The organism is Blastococcus sp. SYSU DS0533 (assembly GCF_054050775.1).
Genome location: NZ_JBJGZZ010000002.1, coordinates 62,721 through 82,582, shown reverse-complemented (window position 1 = coordinate 82,582; position 19,862 = coordinate 62,721). Strand labels below are relative to the sequence as shown.

The following is a 19,862-nucleotide window of genomic DNA, read 5'->3' as shown; positions in this document are numbered from 1 at the left end:
GCAGGGCTCGGGCCGGAACACCTTGCTGACAGGGAGCCCGAGGAGTGCACTCGTGCGGTGACGACGGAGCTGGAGGCGGGCCGCCGGCACGTCCGTCGCCTGGGTGACGCCCCCGGCCGCCGCGGCGGCTCGCCGGTGCACCGGCACCCCGTGGACCTGGTCCGCGTCCTGCTGGGCGCCGCCGTGCTCGGGCTGGGCTTCCTCGTCGCCCAGCGCGGTGAGCTGCCCACCTTCGAGCGGGACCTGTTCCAGCTGGTCAACGGCCTGCCGTCGGTCGTCTTCCCGCTCGTCTGGGTGGTCATGCAGCTCGGGAACGCGCTGGCCGTCCCGGCGCTCGCGGCCGCAGCGCTGACCGCACGGAACGTGCGCGCGGCGCGCGACCTGCTGATCTCGGGGCTGCTGGCCTACGTCGCGGCCGACCTGGTCAAGGGCGTGGTCGGGCGGGAACGGCCGGGTGGTTTCGCCGTCGAGGTGAACTTCCCGGAGGGGCCGGTCGGGGGGCTCGGGTTCGTCTCGGGGCACTCCGCGGTCGCCGCCGCCCTGGCGACCGCGGCGGTGCCCTACCTCTCGAGGCGGACCGGGCGCGTCGCCTGGGGGCTGGCCTGGTCGGTCGCGCTGGCCCGCGTGTACGTGGGCGCCCACCTGCCGCTCGACGTCGTCGGCGGCGTGGCCGTGGGCTGGGCCATCGGCTCCCTCGTGCACTGGGCCTTCGGCGTGCCCCGCCGCGAGGTCGACCCGCGCCGCCTCGGCCGGTTGCTGTCCCGCCTCGGCCTGCCCGTGGTCGACATCCGGCCGGCCGCGGTCGAGGCCCGCAGCTCGCACCCGTTCGAGGCCACCACCGGGGCGGGCCAGCGCCTGTACGTGAAATACCTCGAACCCGACCGCGCGGAGCGGGACTGGCTGTACCGCCTGTACCGGTTGCTCGCCGTCCGGGACGTCAAGGACGCCGACGCCGTGGCGCCGCTGGGGCAGCAGGCGGAGCACGAGGCGGTCGCCGCCATGACCGCCCGCGAGCGCGGGGTGCGGACCCCGCGCATCCTGCTCGCCCGCGGGGACGACCGGGGCGCCGTGGTGGTGCAGGACTTCGTCCCCGGCCGGTCGCTCGACGACCTGCCGCCCGGGACGGTCGCCCCGCAGCTGCTGGCCGAGGTCTGGGCGCAGGTCGGCCTCCTGCACCAGGCGCGGGTCGCCCACCACGACCTCGTGGCGCACAGCATCGTGGTGGACCGGGACGGCCGGCCCTGGATCGTCGAGTTCGGCAACGCCCTCACCGGCGCGTCCGACGACTCGCTCGCCGGTGACGTCGCCGAGCTCATGGCCTCCCTCTCGCTGCTCGTCGAACCCGGCCTCGTCGTCGGCACGGCCCTGGACCAGCTCGGGCGGGACCCGGTCGCGGCGGCGCTGCCCGCCCTCGCGCCGCTCAGCCTCTCCTCCGCGACCCGTCTCGGGCTGCGCGCCCGGCCCGACCGGCTCGTCCGGCTCCGCGCGGAGGTGCGTGCGCGGCTGGGCCTGCCCGACCCCGACCGCCCGGAGTTCGCCCCGGCCGGCTGGCCGGCCCGGACCGCCGTGGCCGTGGGCTCGCTCGGCGCGCTGGTGGGGGTCCCGCTGCTGGCCGGGGCCGGTCCGATGGCCGAGACGGTCGGCCGCGGCGGCTGGCGGTGGCTGGGTGCGGCGGTGGCGCTGGCCCTCCTCGCCCGCACCGCCATGGCCGCCGGTGCGCTGCTCACCGTGGAGCGGCGGATCGCCCTGGGCCGGACGTACGGCGCCGGCATGGTCGCCGAGAGCGCGGGGCTGCTGCACGGGCACGACGGCCGACGGCACGCCGCCGCGCGCTTCCTCGAGCGGGCGGGGGTGCTGCCTGACGCTGCCGCGGCCGCGCTGGCCCGCTACACCGCCGGTGCCGTCGTCGCCGCGGTCGTCGTCGCCGCGGTGACCTCCGTCCTCGCCGCGGTGGAGGGCCGGCTGACCGGCTGGCGCACGCCCGAGGCGTTGGTCCCCGCCGTCCTGGTCGGGCTCGGTGCGTGGGCGCTCGTGCTCACCGGGCAGTGGCTCGCCCTGCGCCGGTCGGGGGCGGAGCCGCTCCGGACCGAACTCCGGGGTGACGTGGGACGGGCCCTGGGCGATCTGCTCTCCGTCCGGCGGTCCGGCTCCGACGGCGTGCCGCGGGGCCGCGGCGCCCAGCTGGCGTGGACGGTCGCGGGGGTCTTCCTCGAGGCCGCCGTCCTCGCCGCGGCGCTGCACAGCGTCGGCGGCCGGGTCGCCCTGCTGGCCACGGCGAGCGTCTACTGCGCCCTGCACCTGCTGTGGTCGGTCGTGCCCGTCACCGCGGCCCCCGGCGCCGCCGACGTGGCGCTGCTGCTGGCGCTCACCGCGCTGGGAGCGCCGCTGGCCGGCGCCTGCGCCGCCGTGGTCGTCTTCCGGCTGCTCACCTTCTGGCTGCCGGCCGCGGCCGGTGCGGCTCTCACGACGAGGTTCGAGCACCGCCCGCACCTGTGAGGGCCGACCTCGTGCCCCGCGGTCGCCGGGCGGGGGCGACGTCTCCCCGGCGGACGGGGCGGTCGGGGAAGATCGGACCTCCCGGCAGGTCGCCCGGCCGCCGGCCCCGAGCAGAGGGCGAGCCAGCATGCCCGAGACGTCGACCGCCGTCCCCGCCGAGCCGGGGACCAACTGGGCGGGCAACGTCGCCTACCGGGCGGCCCGGCTGCACCGCCCGGCGAGCCTCGCCGAGCTGCAGTCGCTCGTGGCCGCCAGCGGGCGGGTCAAGGCCCTCGGCTCCCGGCACTGCTTCAACGACATCGCCGACACCCCGGCCGACCTGGTGGCCCTCGACCGGCTGCCCGGCGGGGTGGAGCTCGAGCCGGCCCCGGACGGCGACGGCGGCACCGCGTGGGTCCCGGGCGGCGCGCGCTACAGCGCGGTGGTTCCCCGCCTGGCCGAGCACGGCTACGCGCTGCACAACCTCGCCTCGCTGCCGCACATCACCGTCGCGGGCGCCACGGCCACCGGGACCCACGGCTCGGGCAACCGGAACGGCTCGCTCAGCACCGCCGTCGTCGGCCTGGAGCTGGTCCGCGGCGACGGGGAGCTGGTGCGGCTGACGCCCGGGGACGCCGACTTCGACGGCGCGGTGGTCCACCTCGGCGCCCTCGGCGTGGTCACCCGGCTCGCGCTCCGCTACCAGCCGGCCTTCCAGGTGCGCACGGACGTCTACGTGGGGCTGACCTGGGAGCGGCTGTTCGCCGACCTCGACGCCGTCGCCGACGCCGCCTACAGCGTCAGCGTGTTCACCGACTGGCACGAGGTGACCCAGGTGTGGGTCAAGTCCCGCACGGACGAGCACGACGTCGTGCCGGAGGAGTTCTTCGGGGCGCGGGCCGCGACGGAGCCCACGCACATGCTGCCGGGCACCCCGGTCGAGAACCTGACCGACCAGCTGGGCCTGCCCGGCGAGTGGCACGAGCGGCTGCCGCACTTCCGCACCGGGTTCACCCCCAGCAGCGGGGAGGAGCTGCAGACCGAGTACTTCGTCCCGCGGCCGCACGGTCGGGCGGCGTGCGAGGCGCTGCGCGCGCTGGCGCACCGGATCGCGCCGCTGCTCCAGGTGAGCGAGCTGCGCACCGTGGCCGCCGACGAGCTGTGGCTGAGCCCGGCGTACGGCCACGACGTGCTGGCGCTGCACTTCACCTGGCGTCCCGAGGAGGAACGGGTCCGCGCGCTGCTGCCCGCGATCGAGGCGGCGCTGCGCCCGTACGGCGCCCGCCCGCACTGGGGGAAGCTCTTCACGACCGGCGCCGACGAGCTCGCCGCCCTCTACCCGCGGATGGCGGGGTTCCGCGAGCTCGTCCGCCGCTTCGACCCCCGGGGGGCGTTCCGCAACGACTACCTCGACCGGACCGTCGCCGCCTTCACCTGACCGCCGCCGTCAGCCGGTGGCCGCGCCGCGGGCGATCCCGAGGTGGTGGGCGGTGGCCTCGGCGAGGGAGCCGGCGTCGACGGCCGCCGTCACCACGGTGGCGCCCTCGGCGGCGAAGCCGGCCGCCTCCTCGCCGCTGCGCGCGTGCACCCCCACGGGCACGCCGGCCGCCCGTGCCCGCGCGATGATCGAGGACAGCACCGCGCGGAGCTCCTCCCGCCCGCCCTCACCGGTCAGCTCCAGCGAGAGCGCGAGGTCCGCCGGTCCGACGTAGAGCCCGTCCAGCCCCGGCACCTCGAGGACGGCGTCGAGGTCGGCGAGCATGGACGCCGCCTCCACCATCACCAGCACCAGCGGCTCGTCGGCGCCGCCGGAGAGCCGCCCGATGGACCGCCCGCCGGCGGGTGCGTACCGGCAGGCGGCGACGACCTCGCGGGCGTGCCCGGCGTCGCGGACGTTGGGCACGATGACGCCCCGGGCGCCGAGGTCCAGCGGCCGCCCGAGGTCGGGGAACAGCGGGCTGCGGGTGCGCACCAGCGGCACGGAGCCCGCCGCCGTGATCGCCGCGCACGTGCCCGGCAGATCGGCCTCGGCGGTGGCCCCGTGCTGCAGGTCCACGACGACGTAGTCGGCGCCGGTCCGGGCCAGCACCTCACCGGTCACCGCCCCGGGCAGCAGGCTCCACAGCCCGTGGCAGGGCCGGCCCTCCGACCACCGCTGCCGCAGCTCCGCCTCGCTGCCCGCCATCCGGTCCTCCCCTGTCGTCGTCCGAACCGGTCCGATCCTGCGCGAACGGCCCGCCGAGCGCGACCGAGGGCCCGGGCACCCGCGGTGAGGGCACGTCGAGCCGCGCCGGCCGACGTGGAGCCGCGTCACGGTGCGGCCGGACGTCGGCCGGTGCGGCTCAACCCTCGGGGGAAGCCTTCCCTCCCGGCCGCCCCGCGGCGCCGACCTCCACCCGGGCGGTCTCGATGCGGCCGGCGCGCGGCCCCGGGCGCCAGCTCGGCGCGGTGCAGACGAAGAGGCTCCGCCCGTCGTCCCCGCCGAGGGCGCAGGCGTAGGAGAGCGATCCGCTGCCCACCGCGACCCGGGCGGTCACCTCGCCGCCATCGCGGACCCGGAGCACCTCGGGCGTACGCGCCGTGGCCACCCACACCTGCCCCTCGGCGTCCAGGCAGATGCCGTCGGGTGCGACACCGGGCAGCTCGGCGAAGACCCGCCGCCCCGACAGCGACCCGTCCGCCGCCACGTCGAACGCGGTGAGCCGCGCCCCGTAGGTCTCGGCCACGACCAGCGTGCGGCCGTCGGGGCTGAGCACCATGCCGTTGGGGAAGACGACCTCCGGCGCGGCCACGGACACCGAACCATCGGGGTCGACCCGCACGAGGTCGGTCGCCGCCGGCTCGGCGCCGGACTCCAGGTCGAAGCCGAAGCTGCTGACGTAGGCCCGCCCCCCGGCGTCGACCACCAGGTCGTTGGCGCGGAACCGGGTGGCGGCCGAGAGGTCGGCGTGCACCCGCGTGCCGTGCTCCCCCACGCGCAGCAGGGCCCGCCGCACCATGGAGACCACGAGCAGGTCGCCGTCCGGCAGCCAGCCGAGCCCCGAGGGGCTGTCGTCCAGCTCCAGTACCACCTCGGGGCCGCCCGCGGCCGGCATCCGGCGCACCACGCGGTCGTGGAAGTCGGAGAACCACAGCCGGCCCCCCTTCCAGCGCGGAGCCTCCGGGAAGCCCAGGTCGTCGGCGAGCACGGTCGTCGTCGGGTCGGTCACCGGCGGACCGTAGCGGGCCCCTGGCCGGCGTCAGGCGGGCGGCACCTCGGCGCCGCGCGGCAGCCGGCCCATCAGGAAGAACTCCGGGTTCGGCGTGATGGCCGCGAAGTGCGCCAGCCGGTTGGAGAGCGCGAAGAAGGACGTGATCATGCCGACGTCCCACACGTCGTCCTCGGTGAGCCCGTGCCCGGTGAGCGACGCCAGGTCCGCGGCGGTGACCGACGCCGGGTCGGCCGCGAGCCGGGTGGCCACCGCGAGGACGGCGTGCATGCGCGGCGACAGCGGGGCCTTGCGCCAGTCCACGGCGACGTGGTCGGCGATGTGCGGGTCCTTGGTGCGGATGCGGGCGACGGCGCCGTGCGCGACGACGCAGTAGAGGCAGTCGTTGCCGGCGCTGGTGGCCACCACGATCAGCTCCCGGTCGGCCTTGGACAGCCCCGGCGTCTCCTTGTCCATCAGCGCGTCGTGCATCGCGAAGAACGCCCGCGCCTCGTCCGGCCGCCAGGCCAGCGCGGCGAAGACGTTGGGCAGGAAGCCGGACCTCTCCCGGACCTCCGCGTAGCGCTCGGCCAGGTCGGGCGGCAGCTCGTCGGCGGGCCGGAGGGGAAAGCGGCTGATCGGCATCTCGGTCACCGGCCCACCCTGGCAGTGCGCGGCACCGACGTCACCCCGCGGTGGTGACGGCGGCCACCACCGCCGGGTACGCCGCCTCGGCGGCGGCCCGCAGCTCTGCGTCGGTGCGGTCCTGGACAGGGTGCGGGACGAGCACGCAGGGCGCCGGGAAGCCCAGCGCGGCTCCCTGGGCCCGGGCCGCCTCGGCGAAGGCCTCGCTGGCGAGGAACACCCCGACGACGCCGCGGCGCTCGAGGTCGGCGATGTCGTGCACACTGCACGACGTGCAGGAGCCCTAATCGGCCAGCGCCTCGATGACCACCTCGCACCGCTCGGCGATCTCGTGGCGCAGGTCCACCGGGGCGGTGCGGGCGAAGGTCGGTTTGCGGTAGCGGCGCACGACCGCGCCGTCGGCGGCGAGCAGCTCGGCCAGGCGGTCGAGGACGACGTCGCCGCGTGCCTTGCTGATGTCGAGCAGCCCGACGCTCCGGCCGCGCAGCGAGGCCGGGCGGGGCAGCAGCTCCCGGGCGGACGCCTGCCGCTCGCCGGTCGGGTCCAGGACCGTTCTCATGCGCGCACCTCTCTCGTCACCGGGGCGCTCCCGGTCTCCCCGGCGACCCAGCCGCCCACGATCGCGCTGAACAGCCCGGCGTCGCCACCGGCGTGCGCGACCAGCAGACCACCGGGCCGGAACTTCGGCAGCTCCGCTCCCGCCAGGCCGGCGGGGACCCCCTCGGCCATGCCGCCGGCCCCGCGCACCAGCTCCTCGCCGGGCAGGGTCAGCAGCTCCGCGAGCTCGCCCAGCAGGCGGGCGCGGTCCCACCCCGCCTCGCGGAACACCCGGCCGTGCTCCGGCGAGACCACCAGCATCGCGTCGAAGGCCATCGGCAGCTTGGGGTGGGCGTTGACGCGCAGGCAGGCGGCGAAGGTCCGCGCCAGCGACGCCGGGTCGCGGCTGAGCTGGTCGACCACCGGCTGCACGCCCGATCCCGCGAACACCGTCACCGCGTCGCCGGGCACCCCGCGGTCGGCCGCCAGCGGCGCGAACGGGCTGCCGTGCTCCCGCTCGGCGAAGCAGAAGGTGAACTTGCCCGGGTTGCCCAGGGTCGCCCGGTCCACCTCGCCGGGACGGCCGCCGCCGACGTTGCGCACCACCAGCTGCAGCGCCCGGCCGATCGTGGCGTTCGCGCGGTTGCCCTGGCCGAGGGCGTTGACCCCGCTGTTCATGCCGATCCGGGCGGCGACCGGCCCGTTGACCACGACCACCGGCCCGGCGAAGTACGTCGTCGCGAGCAGCCCGTGCAGGGCGAACTCCTCGGCGGCGGCCGCCTCCAGCGCGGCCAGCACCACCGGCAGGTGCTCGGGCAGGCACCCGGCCATCACCGCGTTGACGGCCACCTTCTCGACGGTGCACTCGACCAGGTCCGGCGGGACGACGGCGACGACCTCGGCCGGGTCGCGGGTGGTGCCGCGCAGCATCCGCAGCACCCGCTCCGGCGTCGGCGGCACGACGGGCAGCCCGTCGGTCCAGCCCCGGTCGAACAGCGCCTCGTGCTCGTCCTCGAGCTCGGCGAGCTCGATCCGCCGGCTGGCCAGCCCGCTGCCGCCGTAGCGCGCCTCCAGCGCGTCGATGCGGAACGGGTCCACCGAGAGCGAGCCGCAGCCCGGCCGGTGCTCGGGCAGCCCTTGGCCGAGGTCGGCCACGCCGGTCAGCTCGGCCCACTGCTCGCGGCTCCACCCGACCACCCGGGCGGTCTCGGCGCCGTCGACCACGCGCAGGAGCGTGGGGACGGTCTCGATGCCCAGCCGGTAGGAGAGCTCCAGCTCGGTGTCGTCGCCGTCGAACCACCCGGCGTCGTCCTGGCACCAGACGGCGGCGCCGAGCCGCCGCAGCACCGGCTCGACGAGCACGCAGGTGGGGCAGTCGCGCTTCACCACGGCCACGAGACCGTCCGGGAGCTGCACGCAGGCGAACCTACCGAGCGCCCGCCTCCCTGGCGAGGGAGGTACCCGGGTCAGCGCGCCCGGGGGCCGAACCGCATCAGGCGCACGGCCTCCGGCAGGGCGGTGAGCGCCGCGAGCAGGTCCGCCGGCAGGGGGGCGCTGACGTCGGTGACGGCGTAGCCGTACTCCCCGCGCGTGGCCAGCACCTGGGCGTCGACGTTGAGGCCGTGCTCGCCGACGAGGGCGTCGACCCGCGCCAGCACCCCGGGCACGTTGCGGTGCAGCAGGGCGAAGCGGTCGGTCGAGGAACCGTGCAGCACCACCGTGGGCAGGTTGACGCTCAGCGTCGTCGTCCCCGTGGCGGTGTAGTCGACGAGCTTGCCGGCCACGAACCGCCCGATGTCGTGCTGCGCCTCCTGGGTCGAGCCGCCGATGTGCGGGGTCAGGATGACGTTGGGGAGGCCGCGCAGCACCGAGGTGAACTCGTCGCCCTGCTCCCGCGGCTCGTGCGGGAAGACGTCGACCGCCGCCCCGGCGATGTGGCCGCTCAGGATGCTGTCCCGCAGCGCCTCGTGGTCCAGGACGAACCCGCGCGACAGGTTGAGGAACAGGCTGCGCGGGCGCATCCGGGCGAACTGCTCGGCGCCGAACAGACCGGCGTTCCCGGCCCGCCCGTCCACGTGCAGCGTGACGGTCTCCGCCCGCTCGAGCAGCTCGTCCAGGCTGTCGCAGCGCTCGGCGTTGCCCAGCGCCAGCTTGTCCTCGAGGTCGTAGAACAGCACCCGCATGCCCAGCGCCTCGGCCAGCACCGACAGCTGGCTGCCGATGTTGCCGTAGCCGACGATGCCCAGCGTGCGCCCGCGGATCTCGTGGCTGCCGGCGGCCGACTTGTCCCAGATGCCGGCGTGCAGCGACCGGTCGCGGTCGACCAGCCGCCGGGCCAGGATGATGATCTCCGCGATCGCCATCTCGACCACGCTGCGGGTGTTCGAGAACGGCGCGTTGAACACCGCCACGCCCGCGGCCGCCGCCGCGGTCAGGTCGATCTGGTTGGTGCCGATGCAGAAGGCGCCCACCGCCTCCAGGCCGGGACGGCTGCGCAGCACCTCCGCGGTCACCTGGGTCTTCGAGCGGATGCCGAGCAGGTCCACACCGTCGAGCGCGGCGATCAGGTCCGCCTCGTCCAGCGCCCCGCGCATCGACTCGACCTCGTAGCCGGCCGCACCGAGGATCTCGGTCGCGACCGGGTCGATGTTCTCCAGCAGCAGCGCTCTGGGCACGTCCAGGACCTCCTCGACCGTGGGACCGCCGGCCGGTGCGCCGGCGCGTCGCCGGGCGTGCGCGACGCCGACCAGTATCCCGGCGGCGCCCCGACGCCCTGCGACGGGTGCCCCTGGCAGGTCCTGCTGCGCCCGGCGCCCGGCGCTGGTCTACTTCCCGGGCGGCCGCACCCGGCGGTCGCGGAGGGAGGCGGTGCGACGTGTGGGCCCAGCGGTTGAGCGGACCGTTCGCGTTCGAGCGGGTGGAGGTCGCCGCCCCGCGCGCGGAGGACCTGGCCGCCGGGCAGGTGCTGCTCGCGACGAGGGCCGGGGGCATCTGCGGCAGCGACCTCCCGTTCTTCAAGGGCGCACCCTTCCTCCACGCCCCCGACCCGGCGGACCGGACGGCGACGCCGGTGCCCGGCTTCCCCCTGCACGAGGTCGTCGGCGAGGTCGTCGCCAGCCGGCACCCGGCGCACTCCCCCGGTGACCTGGTGGTCGGCTGGGCGGCCGCCTTCGACGGCATCGCCGAGCTGGTGGTCACCGACGGCGAGGGGCTGGCCGGCTACGACACCGCGCTGCCGCCCACCACCGCCGTCATGCTGCAGCCGCTGGCGTGCGTGCTGTACGCCGCCGAGCAGCTCGGCGACGTGCGGGGGAAGACGGTCGGCGTCGTCGGCCAGGGCCCCATCGGCCTGCTGTTCAGCCACGTGCTGAAGCAGCGCGGCGCCCGCCGCGTCATCGGCGTCGACCGGGTGGACCGCAGCGCCGCGGCCGGCGTCTTCGGGGTGGACGAGACCGTCACCGCGAGCGCGAGCCGCTGGGCCGCGATCCTGCCGGACGCCGACCGGCCGGCCGTCGTCGTCGAGGCGGTCGGCCACCAGGTGACGACGCTGCAGGACTGCCTGACCGCCGTCGCCCCCGGGGGCGACGTCCTCTACTTCGGCATCCCGGACGACCCGGTGTACCCGCTGGACATGATCACGTTCCTGCGGAAGAACCTGACGCTGCGCGCCGGGGTCACGCGCGAGCGGGCGCGCGTGCTGCGGGACGCGGGCGCCTACCTCGCCGAGCACCCCGGGCTGCGCGACGTCTACGTCAGCGACATCCACCCCGTCGACGACGTCACCGCCGCCTTCGCCGCCGCGATCCAGCCGCGGGCGGGCCAGTACAAGATCGTGCTCGAGACGGCCTGACCGGGGGGCGCGACCGGGACGACGGGAGCGCCGGCCGGGAGGACTTCCCGGCCGGCCGGGAAGCCGCCCGATGACGGCGGGAACCGCCGGGCGCGACCGTTGCCCCGTCCACGCACCGCCGGGGCCGAGGTCACGCCGACCAGCCTGCGGGCGGGCGCCCTCCGCAGCCACGAGGCCGACCATGCCCCTCCCCACCTCCCGACCCGCCCTCCTCACCGCCGCCGGCGGGTTCGCCGTCCTCGCCGTCGCCGGCAACACCCTGCAGGGCGCCACCCCGGCGCCGCACGCGGCCGGTGCTGACGGCGCTGGCGCACCAGCTGGCCCCGGTGGTGCGGGCGCTGGAGCTCTCCCGCCAGCTGCAGGCGTCGCGCGAGCGGCTGGTCCTCTCGCGCGAGGAGGAGCGGCGCCGCCTGCGCCGCGACCTCCACGACGGCCTCGGTCCCGCGCTCGCCGGGCTGACGCTGCGGGTCGACACGGCGCGCAACACCGTGGGGGGCGCCCCGGCTGTCGACCGGGTGCTCCTCGAGCTGCGCGACGACGTCCAGGAGGCGGTCGCCGACGTGCGCCGGGTGGTGGAGGACCTGCGCCCGGCCGCGCTCGACGACCTGGGGCTGCCCGGTGCGCTGCACGCGCTGGCCCGGCGGGTGAGCACCGGCCGCCTCCCGGTGGTCGTCGAGGCCTCCCCCACCGTGCCCGCGTTGCCCGCCGCTACCGAGGTGGCCGCCTACCGGATCGCCCAGGAGGCGGTGACCAACGCGGTCCGGCACGCGGGGCCGTGCGCCACCAGCGTGCGGGTGGTCCTCCGCGCGGAACGCCGTCCGGCTGGCGGCCCTGCACCGGCCGGACGTCGCGCTGATGGACCTCAACCTGCCCGGGATTTCCGGTGCCGAGGCGACCCGGCGGGTGCTGCGGGCCAGCCCCTCGACGGCCGTGCTGGTGGTCACGATGGTCGAGGACGACGACGCGATCGTCGCCGCCCTCGACGCGGGGGCACGCGGCTACGTGCTCAAGGGGGCGGGCCAGGAGGAGCTCCTGGCGGCGGTGCGGGCGGTGCACCACGGCTCCGCCGTCTTCGGGCGGTCCCTGGCCCCGCGGCTCCTCGCCCGGCTCACCGAGGTGCGGGAGGCCCAGCCGCCCGCGGCACCCGGGCTCAGCGAACGCGAGAACGAGGTCCTCCGGTTGATGGCCGAGGGCCTCGACAACGCCGGCATCGCCCGGCGGCTCGGGCTGTCGGTCAAGACGGTGCAGAACCACGTGTCCCGTCTGCTCAGCAAGCTCGACGCCCGCAACCGGGTCGATGCGGTGCTCCGGTTCCGGGGCGGCGCCTGAGCGGGGACGCGGCCGGTCAGCCGTCCGCGCGCGGTTCGCCCGGGGCCCGGTGCGACCGCCCGGCGAGCCACCGCTGCCACTCCGCCCGCTCGCCGGCTCCCGGCGCGGCGGAGAGCGCGATCACCGCGACCACCGCCAGGACCGCCGCCAGCACGACGACGGTCGCCACGACCTCCCACTGGAACAGCGGGGGCACGGTCAGGTTGCCGGGGACCGGCGCGGGGCTGGGCGCTGCCATGGGGCACGGTGTGCCCCCCGCCGCCGGCCGGGGAACCCTCGCCGCCGGCGGCTCACCCGAGCGGGCGATGTCACGCAACGCGACGGCGCCCGGGGCTCCCGACCGGTCCGGGTGTGCACCCCACCCGGGCGGGTGAGCGGCCCCCACCTCGGCGCGCGCACGCACGTCCGCCCGCAATAGCGTCGGCCCGATGCGAGCCGGACACGCACGGGAGGAGGCAGCCGGATGAGCACCGCGACGCAGCTCGAGGGCCCTGCCGAGGTCACCGGCGGCGCCCCGCACCCGAACGTCTCCGGCGACCTGCCGACGCTGTTCCGGGCGGCGCCGATGTTCCGCCGGGTGCTGGCCGGCTACGACCGCTTCCAGGTCGACACCTACGTCCAGGGGGCCGAGGACGAGCTGGCGACGGCGGAGCGCGAGCGGGAGCACCTGCTGGACCGCTGCTTGCGGACCCGGACCGCCCTGGACGAGGCGCACCGGCTGCTCGACCACTCCGCGGGCGGCGGTGAGCTGCTGCGGCTCTCCGAGCGCATCGGCTCGATGCTCGCCGCCGCGGCCGACCAGGCCCAGGGCATGACCGCCGAGGCCGAGCAGCTCCGCGCGGCTGCCCGGGCCGAGGCCGAGCAGCTGCGGGCCGACGCCGCCGAGGAGCTGGCCCGCGCCCGGGCCGGCGCCCGCGAGACCGCGGCGGCTGCGACCGCCCGGGCCGAGACGCTGCTCACCGTCGTGGGGCGCACCCTCGATGCCGCCGAGCAGATCCGCGCCGACGCGGTCGCCGAGGCCGAGCGCCGCGGAGCCGAGGCACGGGAGGTGGAGCAGCGCGCGGCCGAGCGGGCGGCCCGGTCCGCGGAGGAGGCCGCCGCCGAGGTGGCCCGCGGCCGGCTGCAGGGCCACGCTGAGGTTCTCCGCGTGCTGGAGGCCGGCCGGGAGCAGCGGCGCCGGGCGGACGACGAGGCGGCGGCCCACCGCGACCGCCTGGACCGGCAGGCCGCCGACCGGCGGGCGGCGCTGCTCGCGGAGGTCGCCGCCCTCGAGCACCGCCGGGCCGAGCTCGCTGCGGAGGTCGAGCGCACGGCCCGCGCCGTGCCGCCCCGGACCGACGACCCGCCGGCCGCGGCGAACGGCCGGCTCCGCGACCGCCTGCGCCGCCTCCGGTCCCCGCGGGCCGGCACCGCCTAGCCTCGGGGCGTGGCCTTCACCGTCCCGGACGCGCACCTGCTGGCGCTGGCCGCGCACGAGGGCCAGGTGGACCGGGACGGCCACGACCACTACCTAGCCGTCCTGCGGCCGCTCGCCGAGATGCTGCGCCCCCACGGCCCGGAGGCGGAGATGGCCGGGGTGCTGCGCGACGTGCTGGCCCTCACCCAGGACCACCCCGATCCCGCCCGGCGTTACGACGTCGCCCGGCTGCGGTCCCTGGGGGTGCCGGAGGCGGTCGTCGCCGCCGTCGACGCGGTGACCCCGCGGCCCGGCGAGCCCTACATGGGCGGCTCGGTCCGCCGGGCCGCCGCCGACCCCCTGGGCCGGCTGGTCATGCTCGTCGGCAACGCGCTCGACCTCGCCGCCAGCGAGGCGCTGGCCGGCACCGACCCCGACAAGGCGCGCACCCTCCGCGAGGGGCGGTACCGGCCGGCCCGCCGGATCCTGCTCGCCGCCGAGGCCGCCGACCGCCTGCACGGCCGGCGCATCCTCGTCTGAGCCCGGCTCACCGGCCTTCAGCCGGGAGGCTCGGACCCGTCCGGCCGGAAGGTGGCCAGGGCGGTGGCGAGCATGGCGTAGTACCCGACCAGCCAGACCAGCGCCGCCAGCGCCTCGACCCCCAGGACCGACGTGGCCTCGGCGTAGCCGTCGTCGTCCAGCTCGCCGCCGTCGAGCAGCCGCCACGTCGTCGCGACGACGACCTCCTCGACCGGGTCGAGCCCCTCGGGCACCCGGCCGTCCAGCAGGGCCTGCAGCGAGGCAGTGGCGACGCCGGCGGCGCGGGCGGCCTGCTCGTGCGCCAGCCACTCGAAGTGCGACCGGCGCCGGGCCGCGACGGCGAGGATCGCCAGCTCCCGCGCCCGCGGGCCCAGCAGCTCCTCCCCGCGCAGCGCCGCGCCCACCGCCTGCACCGCCGAGCCGATCTCGGGGACCAGAAGCATGGCGGCGAACGGCCCCAGCAGCCGGCCGGCGTCGTCGGTGATCGGGACCACCGACGCCTGGGCCTGCCGGGGGCCCTGGGTGATCTCGGCGTGCAGCCGGGCGCGCTCGCCGTCGAGCTCCGCCGGGCGCAGCAGCGGGATGCGGGCCGGCCCACGGGGCGCCGGCCGGCCGGTCAGGTCCTGGGACACGGGGCACCTTCCTGTCGCGGCGCGGGATCCTGAGCCTAGGGGCCGCGGGCTACGCGGCAGGACGCAGCAGGGCGGCCACCTCCGGCCGGGTCGCGTGCGCGCCGGCGGCGAGGAACGATCGCGAGACCACGTCGTCGAGCCGCGCGCGCGACATCATGTCGTTCCCCATCACCTCCTGCTCCTCGGGGCCAGGGGTGAAGACGACGGTGCGCACGCCGTCGGCCTCCAGCGCCCGCACCTCGCGGCGCAGCAACCGGTCGGCGTAGCGGCGCGCCGCGGCGAACACGCCGGGGCGCCAGCCGGTGGGCCCGCTCATCGGGGCGACGACGACCACGACGTCGAGCCCCTGCCCGCGCAGGACGGCGGCGTTGGTCGGCGAGTGGGCGCCGCCGTCGACGTAGGCGTGCCGGCCGATGGCCACCGGCGCGAAGTACCCGGGCACCGCGCAGGAGGCGCCGATCGCCCGGTGCAGCGGGGCCGGCGGCGCGCCCGGCCGCCCGAACACGACCCGGCGACCGTCCCGGCGGCGGACGGCGGTGATCCACAGGTCGCGCGCAGGCCAGTGCGGGCCCTCCAGCTCCCGCAGCGCCGACAGCTGCTCGAGGACGTCGTGCCGCCCGGGCGCCATGAGCGCCATGCCGGCGGCCAGCGGCCGGAAGAGCAGGGGGCGGGTGAGCGCCCGCTGCACCATCTGCGGACCGGGCGGCCGCATCGGGCGGCGCAGCAGCTCCCACGGCCGGAAGGGGGCCAGCTCCGGAAGCGGTGTCTCGGTGATCTGCCGCAGCACCTCACCGTCGCCGGAGAGCGGCGCCTTGACCGTCCAGGCGGCGAGGTCCTCGGGCGAGACGCCCAGCCGCAGCAGCGCGCCGGTGATCGAGCCGGCCGAGGTGCCGACGACCATGTCGGCGGACCGGGCGTCGAAGCCGACGTCGTGCTGCAGGACGGCCAGGACACCGGAGTGGTACGCCTGCCCGACGACCCCTCCGCCGCCCAGCACCAGGCCGACACGGGTCACGGCCCGAGCCTGCCACGGCTCCACCGGGCGAGCAGGTCGTGACCGGGCGCGGAGGGAGCGGCGTCGGAGCGGGCCGCGGCGGGCGCCCGGCTGCCGCGTCCCGCGCGTACCGCCGCGCGGCCACCGGGGATCAGTGCAGGGCGGCGTCGGGCGGGCCGGTGACCCACCGCCGGAAGCGGACGACGAGACCCGCCCGGGTGGGGGCGCAGCAGTACGGTCCGGCGGCGACCGGCACGTCCTCCGGGAAGGCGCAGAGGCGCACCAGCCGGAAGGGCTCGTCGTCGACCCGGGCCCGGACCGTCACCGCGTCCCCGGCTCGGCTCGCCCGCCCGGTCACCCGTCGCCCCGCCCAGCCGGGCACCGGGGCCACCGACCAGCCGAGCGCCCCAGCGTGACGACGGCGCCGACCTGGGGCGACCCGTCGGAGACCTCGACGCCGGCCTGGATCCAGGTCTCCGCCCCCGCCCGGAGCACCAGCCCGGCCTGGTCGAACTCGCCGTCCGAACCCAGGTCGAAGGTCACCTCCACCGCGCCCGGCGACGGCAGCGGCGCGAGCAGCGCGTGCGCGTCGTCGTGGACGAAACCGGAGGCGTGCCGCCACGCGTCGCTCCCCCTGCACGGCGGTGACCAGCAGGTCGGGGCCGTCCTCCCGCGCGGCAGCCGGCGGAGCCGTCCAGGCGCCGGCGCTCCACGGCTGCCGGCGCAGCCCGTCGTCCGCCACGCGGCCGTGCTACTCGAAGTACCGCCGCGGGGTGTCGACGAGCATCTGCCGGATCTGCTCCTCGGTCATCCCGCGCTCGCGGAGCATCGGCAGCACGTCCTTGCTGATGTGGGTGTAGTTCCAGTTGGGGGCGATCTGCCGCTTGGCCTCCTGGGCCTGCGCCCCCGGGAAGTAGTCGATGTAGCAGCTGGCGTCGTGGGCCAGCACCATCTTGTCCGCGTAGCCGCGCTCGGCCAGGGCCACGATGGTGTCGACCCGCGAGGACGTCGGGTTGTAGATGTCCAGGCCGAACCGGTCCATCCCCAGCAGGCAGCCGGCCTCGGCGAGCTCGCTCAGGTAGTCCAGGTCGTTGCTGTCGCCGGCGTGCCCGATGACGACCTTGGCGAGGTCGACGCCCTCCTCGCCGAACACCTGCACCGCGAGCCGGCCGGCGCCGGTGTGGGAGGAGGTGTGCACGGTGATCGGCGCGCCGGTCTCCCGGTGGGTCGCCGCGACGGCGCGCACGGTCCGCTCCACGCCGGGGGTGAGGCCCTTGGCCTCGATGACGCACTTGAGGAAGGCGGCCTTCACGCCGGTGCCGGCGATGCCGTCGCGGATGTCGCCGGTGAAGTCGTCGACCATCGGGTCGCGCGGCAGGTCCAGCAGCAGGCCCGGGCCGCGGTGCTCGTACTGGTGCGGGATCTCGTCGTAGGTGTAGAGCCCGGTGGCCACGACGATGTTGACGTCGGTCTGCTCGGCGACCCGCTGCACCCGCGGGATGTAGCGCCCCAGGCCCCACACCGTGGGGTCGACGATCGTGTCGATGCCCAGCGCCTTCAGCTCGTTCAGCTGCTCCACGGCGTCGGCCACCCGCTCGTCCTCGTCCCACCAGTCGCCGGCGCCGTAGTTCTGCACGTGCTCGGTGGAGAGGACGAAGACGTGCTCGTGCATGAGGGTCGCGCCGAGGTCGGCGGTGTCGATCGGGCCACGGACGGTCTCGACGGTGGGCACTGCGGGGCCTCCAGGGGTCGGGTTCAGCGGACGGTCTGCCAGTCGGTCTGCTCGCGCAGCGGCGGCTTGAGCACCTTGCCGCCGGGGTTGCGCGGCAGGGGGTCGGTGCGCACCGCGATGAACTGCGGCACCTTGAAGTCGGCGAGCCGGTCCCGGGCGAATGCCAGCAGGTCGTCGCGGTCCAGGTCGCGACCGGGAAGCGGGACGACGACGGCGCCGACCTTCTCGCCCATCATCGGATCGGGCACCCCGACGACCGCGACCTCCCCGACGGCGGGGTGGGCGGCCAGGGCGTTCTCGACCTCGACGCAGTACACGTTCTCGCCGCCACGGTTGATCATGTCCTTCTTGCGGTCGACGACGTACACGAGCCCCTCGTCGTCGATGCGGGCCAGGTCGCCGCTGCGCAGCCAGCCGTCGACGAAGGTCTCCGCCGTCTGCTCGGGCTTGCGCCAGTAGCCGGCCACCACGTTCGGCCCGCGGATCAGCAGCTCGCCGACGCCGGTGGCCGGGTCCGGTTCGTCCACCCGCAGGTCGACGACCGGCGCGGCGAACCCGACGGAGTCCGCGTGGTCGGCGGCGTGCTCGTCGGGGAGGTAGGTCGACACCGACGAGGTCTCGGTGAGCCCGAACCCGTTGCCCACCCGGGCGGTCGGGAAGGCCGCCTTGATGCGGTGCACCAGGTCCGGGGCGATCGGCGCGCCCCCGTAGCTGACCGCGCGCACCGACGAGGTGTCGACGTCGGCGAACCCCGGCTGCTGCAGCGCGAGCCAGTAGATGGCCGGCACGGTCGTGAGCACCGAGATGCGCTCCTCCTCGATCGCCCGCAGGAACGCGCCGACCTCGAACGCCGGCATGATCACCGCCCGCCCGGCGACCGCGGTCACCACCAGGAGCTGGGAGTTGCACCCGGTGACGTGGAACAGCGGTACCGAGATCAGCGTCGACAAGCGCTCCTCGCGCGGCAGGCCCAGGCAGCGCAGGCAGGTCTCGACGTTGGACAGGAAGTTCTCGTGGGTGGTCATCGCACCCTTGGGGAAGCCGGTCGTGCCACTGGTGTAGAAGATGCCGGCCAGGTCGGTGTGCCCCTGGTCGGTCACCGCCAGCGGCTCGCCGTCGGGCAGCGGCGCCCCGGGCTCGACGACCACGGCGGCGCCGGAGTCCTCCACGACGTAGCGGACCTCGGGGTCGGCGAACCGGGTGTTCACCGGGACGACGACGGCGCCGGCGAGCAGGGTCCCCCAGAAGGCGAGCACCCAGTCGTTGCCGTTGCCCAGCCGGTTGGCGACCCGGTCGCCCGGCTGCACGCCGGCCGCCCGCAGCCCGCCGGCGACCCGCGTGGCGCGGTCCCACAGCCGCCGGTAGGTGAGCCGCTCACCGCCCAGCTCGGCCAGCGCCTCGGCGTCCGGGTGGGCGTCGACGGCGGCGCGGAGCAGCTGCACGAGGTTCTGCGGCAGGCCGGTGTAGCGCCGGATGCCGTCCGGGCCGACCTCCGTGCCGCTCCGGTCGAAGGGGCTGGGCATCGGCGACCTCCCGCTGACCTCGACGAACGCGTGGTCCCGGCAGTCTGTCGGCGGCCGCGCGCGGTGTCCACCGGCGGCGCCACGGCTCAGCCGAGCAGCGGGCGGAGGTTCTCCTCCCAGACGTCCCAGCCGAGGCGGCCGATGAGCGCCGTGACCACCACGAGGAAGACGACGCGGATGAAGCCGCTCCCCCGGGTTGTCGCCGTGCGGGAGCCGAGGTAGCCGCCGAGCATGTTCGCCGCGCCCATGAGGATGCCCAGACCCCAGAACACCGCGCCGATCGGGGCGAAGAACAGCAGCGCACCGAGGTTCGTGGCGACGTTGACGATCTTGGCCTTGGCGCTGGCGTGCAGGAAGTCGTAGCCCAGCAGCGACACCATGGCGAACACCAGGAACGAGCCGGTCCCGGGGCCGAGGATCCCGTCGTAGAAGCCGATGCCCGCACCGAGCGCCGCGGCGACCCCGTGGTGCCGCCGCCCGGTGTGCCGCAGCGCCGTCACCTCCCCCAGCGAGGGGCGCAGCAGGGTGAAGGCCGCGATGGCGACCAGCGCGACGACGATGACCGGCTTGAACACCGCCGCCGGCAGCGCCGCGGCCACCGATGCCCCGGCGAAGCTGCCCACCAGCGCGACGAGGGCCATCGGCAGGGCGGTGCGCAGGTCGGGGTCCACCCGCCGGTGGTAGGTGATCGCGCTGGTCGTGGTGCCGAAGATCGACGCCAGCTTGTTGGTCGCCAGCGCCTCCACGGGGCTGATCCCCGGGACCAGCAGCAGGGCCGGCAGCTGCACGAGCCCGCCACCGCCGACGACGGCGTCGATCCACCCGGCGGTCAGCGCGGCCACGAGCAGGAGGAGCAGGACGCTGCCGGAGAGGCCGTCGGGCAGCAGGTCGACCGGGAAGACGTCCCCCACCCCCGCCACGACCTCCTCGTAGCGCGCCCGGCCACGGGCACGCCCCGAGCACCGTAGGTCCCCGGCGCGAGCGCCCGGCGGGCGGGTCCCGGTCCGAGGGCGCCCACCCG

17 protein-coding genes and 4 pseudogenes are annotated in these 19,862 nt (G+C 76.4%); 8 read left to right on the top strand and 13 right to left on the bottom strand.

All coding sequences use genetic code 11. The annotated features are described in order from the left end of the window. Positions 1–57: 57 nt before the first annotated feature. Both ACI79W_RS03500 and ACI79W_RS03495 read left to right on the top strand, forming a co-directional pair. Complete coding sequence (locus ACI79W_RS03500) at positions 58–2,496, top strand: phosphatase PAP2 family protein (RefSeq protein ID WP_456560682.1); 2,439 nt, start codon at positions 58–60, stop codon at positions 2,494–2,496. Between the two features lie 127 nt (positions 2,497–2,623). Beyond that, complete coding sequence (locus tag ACI79W_RS03495; protein WP_456560681.1) at positions 2,624–3,913, top strand: D-arabinono-1,4-lactone oxidase; 1,290 nt, start codon at positions 2,624–2,626, stop codon at positions 3,911–3,913. Positions 3,914–3,922: 9 nt separating this feature from the next. On the opposite strand, the gene ACI79W_RS03490 is transcribed toward ACI79W_RS03495, so the two are convergent. From ACI79W_RS03490 to serA, 6 genes and pseudogenes are all read right to left on the bottom strand, one after another. Continuing rightward, entirely contained in the window at positions 3,923–4,660 is a 738-nt protein-coding gene (locus ACI79W_RS03490; protein ID WP_456560680.1) for an HpcH/HpaI aldolase family protein, read from the bottom strand. A gap of 157 nt (positions 4,661–4,817) precedes the next feature. Further along, positions 4,818–5,684, bottom strand: a complete 867-nt coding sequence (locus ACI79W_RS03485; RefSeq protein WP_456560679.1) for an SMP-30/gluconolactonase/LRE family protein — start codon at positions 5,682–5,684, stop codon at positions 4,818–4,820. A 30-nt stretch (positions 5,685–5,714) separates the two neighbouring features. Next, entirely contained in the window at positions 5,715–6,308 is a 594-nt protein-coding gene (locus ACI79W_RS03480) for a peroxidase-related enzyme (RefSeq protein WP_456560946.1), read from the bottom strand. A gap of 40 nt (positions 6,309–6,348) precedes the next feature. Continuing rightward, positions 6,349–6,867: pseudogene (locus ACI79W_RS03475) on the bottom strand (UGSC family (seleno)protein). Continuing rightward, positions 6,864–8,261, bottom strand: a complete 1,398-nt coding sequence (locus ACI79W_RS03470) for a thioredoxin family protein (protein ID WP_456560678.1) — start codon at positions 8,259–8,261, stop codon at positions 6,864–6,866. Before ACI79W_RS03470 ends, ACI79W_RS03475 begins: the two are co-directional and overlap by 4 nt. A 50-nt stretch (positions 8,262–8,311) precedes the next feature. Further along, complete coding sequence (serA, locus tag ACI79W_RS03465) at positions 8,312–9,520, bottom strand: phosphoglycerate dehydrogenase (protein WP_456560677.1); 1,209 nt, start codon at positions 9,518–9,520, stop codon at positions 8,312–8,314. A 215-nt stretch (positions 9,521–9,735) separates the two neighbouring features. Between serA and ACI79W_RS03460 the strand changes: the two genes are divergently transcribed. The 4 genes and pseudogenes from ACI79W_RS03460 to ACI79W_RS03445 all read left to right on the top strand — a co-directional run bounded on the left by ACI79W_RS03460 (position 9,736) and on the right by ACI79W_RS03445 (position 12,024). Beyond that, positions 9,736–10,695 carry a zinc-binding dehydrogenase gene (locus tag ACI79W_RS03460; protein WP_456560676.1) on the top strand — a complete coding sequence of 320 codons (960 nt, stop codon included), beginning with the start codon at positions 9,736–9,738 and terminating at the stop codon, positions 10,693–10,695. A gap of 293 nt (positions 10,696–10,988) precedes the next feature. Continuing rightward, a pseudogene (locus tag ACI79W_RS03455) lies at positions 10,989–11,282 on the top strand (histidine kinase); the annotation flags it as partial. 220 nt (positions 11,283–11,502) lie between these two features. Beyond that, positions 11,503–11,730 (top strand): annotated as a pseudogene (locus ACI79W_RS03450) (response regulator); the annotation flags it as partial. A 6-nt stretch (positions 11,731–11,736) separates the two neighbouring features. Further along, positions 11,737–12,024, top strand: coding sequence for a helix-turn-helix domain-containing protein (locus ACI79W_RS03445; RefSeq protein WP_456560945.1), 288 nt, complete (start codon positions 11,737–11,739; stop codon positions 12,022–12,024). 16 nt (positions 12,025–12,040) lie between these two features. On the opposite strand, the gene ACI79W_RS03440 is transcribed toward ACI79W_RS03445, so the two are convergent. Further along, entirely contained in the window at positions 12,041–12,262 is a 222-nt protein-coding gene (locus ACI79W_RS03440) for a hypothetical protein (RefSeq protein ID WP_456560675.1), read from the bottom strand. A 225-nt stretch (positions 12,263–12,487) separates the two neighbouring features. Between ACI79W_RS03440 and ACI79W_RS03435 the strand changes: the two genes are divergently transcribed. Both ACI79W_RS03435 and ACI79W_RS03430 read left to right on the top strand, forming a co-directional pair. Then, entirely contained in the window at positions 12,488–13,441 is a 954-nt protein-coding gene (locus ACI79W_RS03435) for a hypothetical protein (protein ID WP_456560674.1), read from the top strand. Positions 13,442–13,450: 9 nt separating this feature from the next. Further along, on the top strand, positions 13,451–13,960 hold the full coding sequence (locus ACI79W_RS03430) for a phosphohydrolase (protein ID WP_456560673.1): 510 nt from the start codon (positions 13,451–13,453) through the stop codon (positions 13,958–13,960). Positions 13,961–13,977: 17 nt separating this feature from the next. Here ACI79W_RS03430 and ACI79W_RS03425 read toward each other — a convergent pair whose 3' ends face one another. The 6 genes and pseudogenes from ACI79W_RS03425 to ACI79W_RS03400 all read right to left on the bottom strand — a co-directional run bounded on the left by ACI79W_RS03425 (position 13,978) and on the right by ACI79W_RS03400 (position 19,761). Further along, positions 13,978–14,592, bottom strand: a complete 615-nt coding sequence (locus ACI79W_RS03425) for a carboxymuconolactone decarboxylase family protein (protein ID WP_456560672.1) — start codon at positions 14,590–14,592, stop codon at positions 13,978–13,980. A 49-nt stretch (positions 14,593–14,641) separates the two neighbouring features. Then, positions 14,642–15,607 carry a patatin-like phospholipase family protein gene (locus ACI79W_RS03420; RefSeq protein ID WP_456560671.1) on the bottom strand — a complete coding sequence of 322 codons (966 nt, stop codon included), beginning with the start codon at positions 15,605–15,607 and terminating at the stop codon, positions 14,642–14,644. Between the two features lie 130 nt (positions 15,608–15,737). Further along, a pseudogene (locus ACI79W_RS03415) lies at positions 15,738–16,165 on the bottom strand (DUF1349 domain-containing protein). A gap of 172 nt (positions 16,166–16,337) precedes the next feature. After that, positions 16,338–17,318: a phosphotriesterase family protein gene (locus ACI79W_RS03410; protein ID WP_456560670.1), complete on the bottom strand. Its 981-nt coding sequence runs from the start codon at positions 17,316–17,318 to the stop codon at positions 16,338–16,340. 23 nt (positions 17,319–17,341) lie between these two features. Further along, a complete protein-coding gene (locus tag ACI79W_RS03405) occupies positions 17,342–18,841 on the bottom strand; it encodes a class I adenylate-forming enzyme family protein (protein ID WP_456560669.1) in 1,500 nt (499 codons plus the stop codon). Between the two features lie 86 nt (positions 18,842–18,927). Then, positions 18,928–19,761, bottom strand: a complete 834-nt coding sequence (locus tag ACI79W_RS03400) for a TSUP family transporter (RefSeq protein WP_456560668.1) — start codon at positions 19,759–19,761, stop codon at positions 18,928–18,930. Positions 19,762–19,862: the final 101 nt, after the last annotated feature.